The sequence below is a fragment of the Hymenobacter negativus genome, from assembly GCF_016056375.1.
Classification (GTDB): Bacteria; Bacteroidota; Bacteroidia; order Cytophagales; family Hymenobacteraceae; genus Hymenobacter; species Hymenobacter negativus_A.
This window is the reverse complement of sequence record NZ_JAEDAE010000003.1, coordinates 102486-114376: the sequence shown is the minus strand read 5'-3', so window position 1 is coordinate 114376 and position 11891 is coordinate 102486. Positions and strand designations below refer to the sequence as shown.

Genomic DNA, 11891 nt, shown 5'->3' with positions numbered 1-11891 from the left:
AACTCTTAACTCCTAACTTTTAACTCTTAACTGCCTTAAAACGGCCCCACAAACGGCGTGGTGCGCGCATACGTGCTCCACCGCTTCAGCAGCACCGAAAAAATCAGGAACCACAGCGCGGCAACAATCATATTCACCACCATGAAGTAGCCCAGGTAGCTGCTCACTTCCGCGCCGTGGCTTTTGCTGAGGCTGTTGGCCAGGAACACGCCCAGGCCGGCGGCCAGCGCCAGCGTGAGGGCCCAGTGCGTGCTGCGGAACATGCCGGTACGCATGGCCGAGTTGAAAACGTAGTAAAAGGCCAGCACCAGCAACAAGCTCACGCCCAGCGTGCTCCAGCCTACAAGCGAGAATAAATCCGTTTTATACAAGCCGTAATCGGCCGGGCGCTGGCTTTGGAAAATGGAAATCAGGGCCGAGTACAGGCTGGTGAAGAAGGTTTGCATAGGTTGAAAAAAGGGAGTTTAGAGCTCAGAACCGAGAACTCAGCGCTTAGACGAAAGACCTTAAATCCATGCTTCCGGATTCTTAAGCTCTCAGTTCTATGCGCTAAGTTCTAAAATCTCATTTATCGTTTTTAAGCGGCAGCTGGACCGTGAATACGGCCGGCAGCGTGGTTGGATACGATTGGCGGACGCCGGCCAGGATTTGGTCGAGGCCAAACGTGCGCGGGGCGGGCGTATTGTCGTTGGTGGTGCTCCAGGCCGCAACCCAGTCCGGCGTTTCCGGCGCGGGCAGGCTCACGGTGAGCGTGGCCGTGGGGCTGGCCAGCTTGCTCACCCGCAGGCGCACCACGTGGGTGTAGGGCGCGAGCACCGGCTGGCCGCTCTGCTCCTCATCGGTGAGCGGGCGCACCGAATTGGGCAGCAGGCTGGCCTGGCCGTTGGGCAGGCGCACCTGCAGATGTTGGGCCAAAAATGTCGGTTTCTGCCACGCGGCGGGCAATTCCTTCAAATCTAGGCCCACCGAGAAATCCACCGGGTCGTCGGAGGGGTTCAGGGTCAGCCCGTTGTTTTCGGCGTACACCGTGCCGCCGCTCGATTTTAATTTCGGGTCGGTGAGCTTGGTGAGCAGCGGGGCGAAGGCGGGCGTCTTGGTTTTCAACCCGAAAAATGCCTGCTGAGCCGGCGCATTCCGAAACACCTCGGCGGCGTAGCGGGCCACCTGCGCGGGCGGGCCAATCACCCACACATAGTAGGGCACTTTCTCGCCGTTGAGCGTGCGCTTCTGCACCGGCGTCTTCACGGCCGGGAAGTAGCTGCCGTAGAAATGCGAGGTTTCGCCGAACACGGCCACGGCCAGCTGCTGCTGGCTCACGGGCGCAATGGACGTGCGAATCAGGTTCGGCAGCTGCGAAAAGTCAGACTTGCGCGCCGGGCCGTAAATGAAGTCCGAAATCACCACGCTAACCTCCTCCCCGGCTTTGGGACGGTTCAGAATTCCTTCTAACATCTGGGGCAGTTCGGTGCCGAGGGCCGCCTGGCTCACCTCGCCCTGCACCACGTCGCGCAGCTGCTCAAACTTCACGGGCCGCGGTGCGGCGTTTTCGCAGAGGTAGTATTTGCGCTCGGCCACGGCGCCGCTCACCTGGGTTTCGGTGATGAGCGCGCCGATGCGCTGCTGGAATTCGGTGGCCGGCTTATCGGCTCCCCCGCGCGGCACGAAGCCTTTCATGCCCCCTGAATATTCCAGAAAAACACTGACGTGCAGCGGCGCGGCTTCGGCACTGGCTGGCGCTTCGGCCGGGGCTTTTGTGCCTTTGGCGGGCTTGCCGGCGGTGGTTTCGGCGGGCTCCGAGCCGCAGGCAGTCAGCAATGAAATCGTCCCAAAAAACAGGCTGGCAAGCCGGAAACAACGAAACAGACGCGGCGCGGGCACGCCCGCAAAAACGGAAATCGGCATAGAAGAAACGCTAGGCAAGGTTTTGGGGCGAAGTATAGGCATTACGCAGCGAACTCCCCGCCGGCCGAAAACCAGCCCCTTAAACGCCGGCTATCGGCAGGTGGTACGTGTACATTTGCTGCCGGCCAAAATTTTCTGCTTTCCGTAGGTGTTTTTTCCGGCCCCAGCCGCCCGGGGCGGCGGTGCCGCTGGCACATTTGCCATTTATTTCCTTCATGCCGCTCATGCGACTCATTGCCTTTCGCCCCGAATACCAGATTACCGCCGAGCCGAGTCGCAACCGCATATTTTACAAGCACTTCGCTGAGACAGCCGAAGCCCAAGAGCTGCCCGAATACCTCCACGACTGGCAGCAGGCGCTGGATGCGATGAAGCCGGGCTTCACCATTCTCAGCGACATGACCGAGCTGGACGACGTGTCGGGGACCCTGGGCCAGCTGTTCCAGCAAGTGCAGCAGCGCCTCGAGGGCCTGGGCCTGCGCATGATTGCCACCGTGCACGCCCCCGGCAACTCCCACGCGTTCGAGGCCGAAACTCCCGAGCTGCCCCGGCGCATCTTCACCGACTTATGGGAGGCCGACAAGTTCCTCGACGAGCTGGCCACCGAAGCCTAGATTCAACGGCTTTCCGACCAACGTTTTCGCGCGCCGGGCTGTTATAAACCGGGCCGCCGATTGGCGGCCCCGACCCCGACCCGTACCTTTGCGCCAACGGCCTCCTACGTTGTGGCCGCTTCAAAGCCGACGCCCGGTTAAAGGCACTTAACACTTTTATGTCCAACACCATTTCCACCGATATCTGCATTATCGGGGCCGGCCCGGTCGGTCTGTTTGCAGTTTTTGAAGCGGGCTTGCTCAAGCTCCGCTGCCACGTTGTTGATGCCCTGCCTCAGCCTGGCGGGCAGCTCTCCGAGATTTATCCGAAGAAGCCGATTTACGACATTCCGGGCTTCCCAGAAGTGTTGGCCGGCGACCTGGTCGACAATCTGATGAAGCAGATTGAGCCCTTCCACCCCACCTTCACGCTGGGCGAGCGGGTGGAGCGGTTTGCCAAGCTCGACGACGGCTCCTTCCAGCTCTTCACCACCGACGGCACCGAAATCCACTGCAAAGCCGTGGCCATTGCCGGCGGCCTGGGCTCGTTTGAGCCGCGCAAGCCGGCCGTCGAAAACCTGGAGCATTTTGAAGGCGGCAAAGGTGTGCACTACATGGTGCGCGACCCCGAGCACTTCCGCGATAAGAAAATTGTCATCGCCGGCGGCGGCGACTCGGCCCTCGACTGGACCAATTTCCTCGCCAACGTGGCCTCCGACGTGACGCTCGTGCACCGCGGCACCACCTTCCGCGGCGCGGCCGACTCGGCCGAAAAAGTGCAGAAGCTGCACGAAGCCGGCAAAATCAAGCTCGTGCTCAGCTCCAACGTGACGCACCTGCACGGCAACGGCGAGCTGAAGGAAGTGACCATCACCGGTAACGACGGCAAGGCCGAGAAGGTCCCGCTCGACTGCTTCATCCCGCTGTTCGGCCTCACGCCCAAGCTCGGCCCCATCGGCGAGTGGGGGCTGGAAATCGAGAACGATGCCGTGAAAGTGGACACGCTCGACTACAGCACCTCGCTGCCCGGCGTGTTTGCAATCGGCGACATCAATACCTACCCCGGCAAGCTCAAGCTCATCCTCTGCGGCTTCCACGAGGCCGCGCTAATGTGCCAGGGCGCATTCAAATACATTTTCCCCGACAAGAAGTACACCCTGAAGTACACGACTGTGAACGGGGCACCCAGCATGTAAAAAGGGTAAGAGGGTATGGGGGTAAGAGGGCAGGAATTTTTACGTCCTTCCACCCTCCTACCCTCTTACCCCCATACCCCTATACCCTGAATATGGAAAACGACATCCGCATTTACGTCGAAGACGCTCCCGGCCAGCGCACGGAGCTCACCGGCCCCACCGACATGGGCCTGAGCCTGATGGAGCTGCTGAAAGCCAGCGGCTACGACATCATGGCTACCTGCGGCGGCATGGCGCTGTGCGCCACCTGCCACGTGGAGGTGCTGGCTGGCCCCGCCCTGCCCGAGCCCAAAGACGCCGAGCTCGACATGCTCGAAACCCTGCCCGTGGTGCATGAAGGCTCCCGCCTGAGCTGCCAAATCCGCCTTACGCCCCGCACCGATGGGCTGGTGGTGCGCCTGGCCCCAACGGGCGCGTAAGCTGCGCCGTTCTCTTACTGCGACCAACCTGATAATTGAAAAGCCCCAGCTCTGGAATAGAGTTGGGGCTTTTACATGTTGAAGTGGATTTGTGACATCCTAAGGCTAGTTGCACGGAGAGGACGGATTGCCGCGCTTCGCTCGCAATGACAGGACGGCGCGTTACCCAGCCGCGACCAGCCGCTCCCGCATCCTTTCCTTCGCGGCTTCCGACAATACCGGGCCAGCCGTGGCACGCGCACTGGCCGAGGCCCGTGCCCACTCCGCAATCAGCACGGTTTGCTGGGCGTAGCGGTTGCAGTAGGGGCAGTAGCGCAAATGCAGCCACAGGTTCACGCGCTGCTCGCGGGCCAGGGCCTGGTCGGCTTGCTGCTCCAGTAGCATGGTGGCGTTTTGACAGTTGATAAGTCGTAGCATAGCGAATAGTTAGTTTTTGCCGAGGCCGTGCTTTTCGAGGCAGCGGCGCAGCTGGAGCTTGGCCCGGTGCACAATAACCCAATAATTGGCCGAGCTCAAACCCAGCTCCTGACAAATTTCTTCGGCCGATAATTCCTCCACGAAACGCAGGGCAAACACTGCCTCCTGCTGCGGCGGCAGCCGGTCCTGGCAGCGCTGCAGAATGTCGTGCAGCTCCTGCTGCTCCAGGGCGGCATCGGCCCGGAGCCAGCTGGCGGGAGTCTGCGGGCCGGTCCAATGGCCGTTTTCGGGCACGAAGAAGTCGGCTTCGGTGGGGCCGCCGGCCTCGATTTCGTCCAGCCCGACATGGGTGGCGCGGGCCTGCCGCCGGTAGTGGTCGATGATTTTGCGGCGCAGAATCACAAACAGCCAGGTGCGCTCGGAGGCCTCGGCCCGAAACGTGGCCAAGCCATCCAATGCGCTGAGGAAGGTTTCCTGCACCAGCTCTTCGGCCGTTTCCGAATCGGAAACGCGGCTCAGGGCAAACCGGTAAAGCTCGTCGCCGAAGCGGGCCGGCCAGGTGGCCGGAACGGGGGTATCTGGGGTCATGCGGGGCGACGGCTGGATGGGCAAAGGTCGCGTTGCAGTAATACGCTTTGCGGGATGCGCAGTTTCGCCCTTGCTGAGCGCAGCGCCGGATTAATTGCCAACCGCTGCCGTGGCCGCGCCCACTATGCGGTGCGAGGCCAGCTCCTGCACCAGCACCACGGCCCGCAGGTTGGGGCGCTTCCATTCGGCCGCCAGCTTCAGGGCCGGGCTGGCGGCAAAAGTGCCGTCGGCCCCTACCCGGCCCAGCGGCAGCAACTGGCGCACCACAGCCGCGTGGTGCAGCAGCAGGCCCGAATTTTCGCCCCGGCCAATCTGCGAACTCAGGCCGCTTTCGGTGATGGCCAGCAGCACTTCGGCGGCGGGAGTACCGGGTGGCAGGCTGCTCACGCGCACCGTGGCCATGCTGCCGGCCAGGGCCACGGCCACGGCGGCTTGCGGGGCTTTGGCGGCTTTGGCCACGGCGGCGGCCAAATCGGCGGTGCGGCTGCCCACCAGCTCGTAGCGGCCATTCACCACAGCCTGGGGCGTGTAGGAGCCCGTACCAAAGCCCTTGGCGTACTGGCGCTGCCGCTCGGTGTAGGACGGGGCCGAGAAGGCATCTTTCCACCCCAACCGGTTCCAGTAGTCGACGTGCTCCCCCAGCACAATAACCTCTGCGCCGGGCACCGACTGGGCTTTTTCAAGCTGGCGCAGCGCCGCATCGGCCGCCGGGCAACTCGAGCAGCCCTCGGAAGTGAAGAGCTCGACAATGACAGGCACCCGGCTGACTCCTGACGCCGGGGTCGTGGGCAGGGTTGGCCCCAGCGCCGCGCCGCCACTTACCAGCGGAATTGCGAACAACCAAATTAGTGCTTTCATAACAACCGAAAATAAGCAGAAACGAAGGCCATCGCGTGCAGCTGCGGTCGTTGCCTCCTCCGCCCGGCCAGACGCGACGCAGGGACTGACCTTACAACCTGTTCCAAAAAAGCCCCCAGTTCGCCGGGGCGCGCTGGGGGCTTTTCACATAAAGCGGGACCGCAAAAACTGCCGTCGGGCAAGACCGGAACTACTGGCCGCGCTTGGCCGGAAGCTGGCCGGTGGTGCCCGCCGGCACAGGTGCCGCCGCAGCTTTAGCGGCTTCGGCCGGGTTGGGGGTGAAATTGAACATCTCCAGCACAATGCGCCAGCCGGCATCGGCTTCGCGGCGCCAGATGCGCAGGAAAGTGCCGTTTTCCTCGGGGTGGTTGGTGCTGGCCGGGCGGTGCAGCGAGCCCACCACGTAGCCCAAGTCGCCGGCGGCGGCTAGGTAGCCGGTATTAGCAATGAAGAGATAGCCGCCGTCAATATTTTTCATGTTGGCCGAAGCCGCCGCGCCCTGCATCATCGACAGGCCCGAGCGGTAGAGGCGGGCTTCGGCGCTCAGGTACTGCTGGTAAGTGGCGCCCGGCTTCATGAGTTCGGCGGCGGCAAACTTGCTGTCGACTTCGAGCACAATATTGGACGGGGCAGTGCTGGGCGTAGCGGCGGCCGCTATCAGGCGGGGCCGGGCCACGGTGGCGGGCTGCGCGGGTGCGGCCCCGATGCGCTCGATGCCCATGTCCACGGCAAATTTCCACCGGCCATCCAACTGCTTGCGCCAGATGGTCACGTACTCGCCGGCCGCCACCGGGCGGTTGTTTTGCAGCATGGTCCAAGGTCCGGTGGTGTAGCCCATGTCGCCCGACTGGGCCGCGTCGGCCAGCACCGGGTACCAAGTGAGCTTGCTGCCGGGGCGCGAGGGGCGCGTGCGCCACACTTCCTGGGCATTGGCCAGCTTGCCGTTTTCGGTCACCAAGGCCGTGGGTGCACTATTGGCCAGAAACGCGGCCTCTGTACTAGTTTGCGTGGCCTGGGCCGCAAATGCCTGTTCGGCGGCTACTACTACGTCGTGGGGCGACTGGCCGAAAGCGGCCATTGGTAACAAAAAGGCTACTGCAGCACCTATAGTCAACTTATTCTTCATAAGACACAAGTAAAAGTAATTCCTGACGCTAAGGTACGCGGTACGGTATAATTATACTTTGGGTACAATTTCCACTTCGCCTTTCTGTGCCGAACTTGCGGCCCTATTGGCCTCACTAGGCCGGTTTTGACTTTTTGACGCTCTCCATTTATTCGTTTTTTTCCTTGCTTTCATGAAATTACCAGACCTCACTGCCCGGGCTCGCCGCATTCGCCTGGTTCTCACCGATTGCGATGGCGTGCTGACCGATGGCGGCGTGTATTACTCCGAGCGGGGCGAGGAAATGAAGCGGTTCAATATCCGCGATGGCATGGGCGTGGAACGCCTGCGCAACCACGGCATCCTGACGGGCATTATGACGGGCGAAATGTCGCCTTCTGTGCGCACCCGCGCCGCCAAGCTGCGCATCGAGGAGCTGCACCTAGGCATCAAGGACAAACCCGCCTGCCTGCACGAAATACTGGCCCGCACCGGCCTGACGGCCGAAGAAGTGGCCTTCATCGGCGATGACACTAACGACGTGGAAATTCTGGGCCTTGTCGGTTTATCGGCCTGCCCCGGCGACGCCACTTCCTTTGCCCGCGCCGTGGCCGACTTTCATTGCCAGACCGCCGGGGGCTACGGCTGCTTCCGCGAGCTGGCCGAATTCATCATTGCCGCGCAACGAGTAACTGAGTGAGGGAGTGACTGAGCGAGGGTTGAAAAGCACTCAGTCACTCCCTCGCTCAGTCACTCGCTACTCCGGCAGCAGGCCTTGGCGCGCGGCCATCTTGATAAGGGCAGCCGTGTTACGGGTCTGGGTTTTCTCCATGATGTTCTGGCGGTGGGTTTCGACGGTGCGCTTGCTGGTAAACAGGCGCAGGGCGATTTCGGCGTTCGTGAGGCCTTCGGCCACCAGGCTCAGCACCTCCATTTCGCGCTTGCTCAGGCCCATGCTCAGGCGGGCGGCGGTGCCGTCCACGGGCTTAGCTAGGTAGAGCCGGCTCAGCAAGGCCAGGCCGAGGGCCGAGCATAGGAAAGGCCGGCCGGCGGCTACCGTGCCCAGGCTGTGCAACAGTTCCGACAGCAGCGAATTTTTGAGGATGTAGCCGTTGGCCCCCAAGTCGAAGGCCCGGGCCACGTAGTGCTCATTGGTGAGCTCGCCCCGGGCCAGGATGCGCAGTTGGGGGTACTGTTCCCGCAGGGCCGCCAGCACCGCAAAGGCATCGGGGCCGGGCAGGCTCAGGTCGAACAGCACGGTTGTGGGGTTCAGGGTAGGCAGCTGGGCCAGCAGTTCCTCGCCGGTAGCGGCTTCGCCCACTATTTCCAGGCCTACGGCAGCTCCCAAGCCAATGCGCAGTGTTTCGCGGGTGAGGGTATCGCCATCGGTAAGAAGCAAACGAATCATGAACGAAAAAAAGGTCGAGCCGGCTGCTGAAATATATTAAATCCTCAAGATACTAATTAGCAAAATGAGAATAAACAACCCGAAACTACCGTTTTTGCTAAGCTCAACTATAATTGGCGCACTAAAAACAGTATAAATCCCTTCAAAATCCGCGATTAGTCCTGACGATTTAGTAGAAATACGTAGCGCCACATTACGTACAATAGAAAGCGCCCAACTTTGTCGCGTGGGGTTCGTTCTGCTTACTCCCAACTCTCCTGCTGCTATGACCAGACTTCTTCTTGCCGATGACCACACCATCCTGCGTGATGGCATTCGCGCCCTCCTCTCTGCCGAACCCGACCTCGATGTGGTGGGCGAGGCCAGCAATGGGGCCGAGGTGCTGGCCCTGCTCGAAACCACGCCCGTAGATGTGGTGCTGATGGACGTGCAGATGCCCGTGCTCGACGGCTTTGCCACCGTGCCGGAGCTGCGCCAGCGCTTTCCCGACGTGCGGGTGCTGGTGCTCACCATGCTCGACCACGAAAACTACGTGGCCCGCATGCTGGAAGCCGGCGCGCTGGGCTACGTGCTCAAAAACGCGGCCATCAGCGAAATCACCCACGCCATCCGCACGGTGTCGGCCGGCAACCCGTTTTTGTGCACCGAAATTGGCTTGAACATGCTTTATAAGGCCGTGGCCCAGCGCGCCGGCGCCGAAGACTCGGCCGCTGACGGCCACTCCGGAGCCGACCTCACAGCCCGCGAGCTGGAAGTGCTCAAGCTCATTGCCGAAGGCCTGACCAACGGCGAAATCGCCGACAAGCTCTTCACCAGCAAGCGCACCATCGAAACCCACCGCCAGAACATCATCGCCAAAACGCAGGCCAAGAACACCGCCGCCCTCATCAAGCTAGCCGTGAGCCGGGGGCTCATTTCCTGAGTTAAGAGTTAAGAGTTAAGAGTTAAGAGTTAAAGGTTAAGAGTTACCGGAACGACAACCGTTAACTCTTAACTCCTAACTTAATTAAGCATGCCGCCGATGGTGCCGATGGTAAGGGCCACAATGACGGTGTTGAAGATGAAGGCGATGAGGCCGTGCAGCAGCGCCGCGGCGCGCAAGCCGCGGTTGCCGATGCCGATGTCGGCGGTTTGGGCCGTCATGCCGATGATGAAGGAAAAGTAGGCGAAGTCCACGTAGTTGGGCGTGAGCTTGGGGGCCTTGTCCTGGCCCTGGTCGTCGGGGAATACGAGGCCGCCGGTGTCCAGGCCGGTGTCTTCGTCGGCATCGTAGTAGCTGTGGGCATAGCGGAGGGTGAAGACGAGGTGCACCAGCGTCCAGGCCAGTACCACGGCGGCCACGCTTAGGATTACGTGTACTTCGCGCAGGTCTTTTGAAAGGCCTTTGAGGGAGCCCATGAGACCCACCACGGCGCCCAAGCTAGCCATGGCCGCGCCCACCACCAGCACGAAAGCCTGGGTGCGGGGCAGGTCTTCGGAGGCGGCCACGCGGCGGATGTCGTCGGTGTCGGCCTGCCACATGCCCAGGATTATGAGCGCCAGGTCGGTGGTGGCGAAGCCTACCCAGCCCACCACCACGCGGGCCAGCGTGCCCAGCAGGTGCGGGGCCAGCAGCGCGGCCGCCACACCAACTATTATCGCCAGCGCCAGCCGCCAGCGCACGTCCATTGCCCGCGCCCACACACTTGGGCGCGGGCTTTTTATGTTCTTTTCACTCATTTGGCTGCCAAGGTAGTACGGCCCCGCCGATGCCAGCGCAGCGGCTGCCCCGGCCAGAATAGCCGCCGCGCCGTAAGCGAATGCGTCGTTTCGCTGTTAATTCGTTCTATGAATGCTGCTCCCCTCTCCGGCCTCTACGCGCCCTCGCTCGCCCTCGTCACCGACTTATACCAGCTCACAATGGCCTATGGCTACTGGCAGCAGGGCTTGCAGGACCGCGAGGCGGTGTTTCACCTCTATTTCCGCAAAGCTCCGTTTCAGGGAGGCTACGCGGTAGCGGCCGGGCTGGCCCTGGCGGTGGACTGGGTGGAGAACCTGCAATTTTCGGACGATGACCTGGCCTACCTCGGCAGCCTGCGCGGCAGCAAGGGCGGCGCAATGTTTCCGCCCGAATTTCTGCGCTACCTGCGCGAAATGAAATTCACCTGCGATATCGATGCCATGCCCGAGGGCACGGTGGTGTTCGGCAACGAGCCCATTATGCGGGTGCGCGGGCCGCTGCTGCAAGCCCAGCTACTGGAAACGGCCTTGCTCACGCTCATCAATTTCCAGACGCTGGTGGCCACCAAAGCGGCCCGCATCCGCGAAGCCGCCGGCCCCACCGACCAGATTCTGGAGTTTGGCCTGCGCCGCGCCCAGGGCTTCGATGGTGGCCTGGGGGCCAGCCGGGCGGCCTACCTGGGCGGCGGCGATGCCACCAGCAACGTGCTGGCCGGGCAGCGCTACGGCATTCCGGTGCGCGGCACCCACGCCCACAGCTGGGTAATGGCCTTCGAGAGCGAAGTGCAGGCCTTCTCGGCCTACGCGCAGGCATTTCCCGACGACTCGGTGTTTCTGGTGGATACGTATGACACGCTGGAGGGCGTGCGGCAGGCCATTCATGTGGCTCGCGACATGCGCGCCAAGGGACACGAGCTGGCCGGCATCCGGCTCGATTCGGGCGATTTGGCCTACCTCAGTCGCGAAGCGCGGGCCGTGCTGGACGAGGCTGGCTTTACGGAAACGCGCATCGTAGCCAGCAACGACCTGGAGGAAAACCTCATCACCAGCCTGAAGCAGCAGGGCGCGCGCATCGACACTTGGGGCGTGGGCACGCAGCTGGTGACGGCTTACAACCAGGCGGCGCTGGGGGGCGTGTACAAGCTGGCGGCCTTGCGCAAGGCCGATGATTCGGGCTGGGACTTCACCATCAAGCTCTCGGAGCAGGTGGCCAAAACCAGCATTCCGGGCATCTTGCAGGTGCGCCGCTTTCTGAATGAGCACGGCAAGGCCCGCGCCGATATGCTCTATAATACGGCCGAGGACCTGCCCATTCACCTCATCCTGATTGACCCGGCCGACAGCACCCGCCGCCTGCCCATCCGGCCCGAAACGCAGTACCGCGAGCTGCTGGAGCCGGTGTTCCGGCGCGGCCAGCGCGTGCTCGACCTGCCCACCCTGGCCGAAAGTCGCGCCCTTGCCCAGCGCGAGGTGCAGGCCCTGGACCCCAGCGTGCGCCGCTTCCTCAACCCCCACACCTTCCCCGTGGGCCTGGAAATGGGCCTTTACGAATACCGCACCCGCCTGATTCTGGAGAAGCGTCCGGTACGCCCGGCGTAGGCCTTCGGGCTAAGCCCCGCCATTGCACCTAAAGCCCCGGTGTTCTGATGCAGAACGCCGGGGCTTTGTGCTTCTACATGAGCTCGG

At 62.3% G+C, this 11891-nt stretch carries 14 protein-coding genes; 6 read left to right on the top strand and 8 right to left on the bottom strand.

The genetic code is table 11. From position 1 onward, the window contains the following. Nucleotides 1-35: 35 nt before the first annotated feature. Both I7X13_RS08490 and I7X13_RS08485 read right to left on the bottom strand, forming a co-directional pair. Nucleotides 36-446, bottom strand: coding sequence for a hypothetical protein (locus I7X13_RS08490; RefSeq protein WP_198067622.1), 411 nt, complete (start codon nucleotides 444-446; stop codon nucleotides 36-38). A 118-nt stretch (nucleotides 447-564) separates the two neighbouring features. Next, a complete protein-coding gene (locus I7X13_RS08485; protein ID WP_198075151.1) occupies nucleotides 565-1902 on the bottom strand; it encodes a hypothetical protein in 1338 nt (445 codons plus the stop codon). Between the two features lie 224 nt (nucleotides 1903-2126). Here I7X13_RS08485 and I7X13_RS08480 point away from each other — a divergent pair, with 224 nt between their 5' ends. The 3 genes from I7X13_RS08480 (at nucleotide 2127) to I7X13_RS08470 (ending at nucleotide 4110) form a co-directional block, all read left to right on the top strand. Continuing rightward, nucleotides 2127-2516, top strand: a complete 390-nt coding sequence (locus tag I7X13_RS08480) for a hypothetical protein (protein ID WP_198075150.1) — start codon at nucleotides 2127-2129, stop codon at nucleotides 2514-2516. Between the two features lie 158 nt (nucleotides 2517-2674). Further along, nucleotides 2675-3691, top strand: coding sequence for an NAD(P)/FAD-dependent oxidoreductase (locus tag I7X13_RS08475; protein WP_198075149.1), 1017 nt, complete (start codon nucleotides 2675-2677; stop codon nucleotides 3689-3691). 92 nt (nucleotides 3692-3783) lie between these two features. Continuing rightward, on the top strand, nucleotides 3784-4110 hold the full coding sequence (locus tag I7X13_RS08470; protein WP_198075148.1) for a 2Fe-2S iron-sulfur cluster-binding protein: 327 nt from the start codon (nucleotides 3784-3786) through the stop codon (nucleotides 4108-4110). A gap of 162 nt (nucleotides 4111-4272) precedes the next feature. Here I7X13_RS08470 and I7X13_RS08465 read toward each other — a convergent pair whose 3' ends face one another. The 4 genes from I7X13_RS08465 to I7X13_RS08450 all read right to left on the bottom strand — a co-directional run bounded on the left by I7X13_RS08465 (nucleotide 4273) and on the right by I7X13_RS08450 (nucleotide 7051). After that, nucleotides 4273-4527: an anti-sigma factor family protein gene (locus tag I7X13_RS08465; RefSeq protein WP_198067617.1), complete on the bottom strand. Its 255-nt coding sequence runs from the start codon at nucleotides 4525-4527 to the stop codon at nucleotides 4273-4275. Between the two features lie 9 nt (nucleotides 4528-4536). Then, nucleotides 4537-5115 (bottom strand): sigma-70 family RNA polymerase sigma factor, encoded by a 579-nt coding sequence (locus I7X13_RS08460; protein ID WP_198075147.1) that lies wholly within the window; start codon nucleotides 5113-5115, stop codon nucleotides 4537-4539. Between the two features lie 90 nt (nucleotides 5116-5205). Beyond that, nucleotides 5206-5973: a DUF1223 domain-containing protein gene (locus I7X13_RS08455; protein WP_198067615.1), complete on the bottom strand. Its 768-nt coding sequence runs from the start codon at nucleotides 5971-5973 to the stop codon at nucleotides 5206-5208. 190 nt (nucleotides 5974-6163) lie between these two features. Then, the gene (locus tag I7X13_RS08450) at nucleotides 6164-7051 is read right to left on the bottom strand and encodes a Cif family virulence factor (protein ID WP_198067614.1); all 888 of its coding nucleotides are present in this window, start codon (nucleotides 7049-7051) and stop codon (nucleotides 6164-6166) included. 220 nt (nucleotides 7052-7271) lie between these two features. On the opposite strand from I7X13_RS08450, the gene I7X13_RS08445 reads away from it, so the two are divergent. Then, a complete protein-coding gene (locus tag I7X13_RS08445; RefSeq protein WP_198075146.1) occupies nucleotides 7272-7778 on the top strand; it encodes a KdsC family phosphatase in 507 nt (168 codons plus the stop codon). Nucleotides 7779-7835: 57 nt separating this feature from the next. Here the strand turns inward: I7X13_RS08445 and I7X13_RS08440 are convergent, their stop codons facing one another. Beyond that, entirely contained in the window at nucleotides 7836-8486 is a 651-nt protein-coding gene (locus I7X13_RS08440; RefSeq protein ID WP_198067612.1) for a LuxR C-terminal-related transcriptional regulator, read from the bottom strand. Nucleotides 8487-8751: 265 nt separating this feature from the next. Between I7X13_RS08440 and I7X13_RS08435 the strand changes: the two genes are divergently transcribed. Next, on the top strand, nucleotides 8752-9408 hold the full coding sequence (locus I7X13_RS08435) for a response regulator (protein ID WP_198067611.1): 657 nt from the start codon (nucleotides 8752-8754) through the stop codon (nucleotides 9406-9408). 80 nt (nucleotides 9409-9488) lie between these two features. On the opposite strand, the gene I7X13_RS08430 is transcribed toward I7X13_RS08435, so the two are convergent. After that, a complete protein-coding gene (locus tag I7X13_RS08430; RefSeq protein WP_198075145.1) occupies nucleotides 9489-10205 on the bottom strand; it encodes a DUF1345 domain-containing protein in 717 nt (238 codons plus the stop codon). A 108-nt stretch (nucleotides 10206-10313) separates the two neighbouring features. Between I7X13_RS08430 and I7X13_RS08425 the strand changes: the two genes are divergently transcribed. Next, nucleotides 10314-11804, top strand: a complete 1491-nt coding sequence (locus I7X13_RS08425) for a nicotinate phosphoribosyltransferase (protein ID WP_198067609.1) — start codon at nucleotides 10314-10316, stop codon at nucleotides 11802-11804. Nucleotides 11805-11891: the final 87 nt, after the last annotated feature.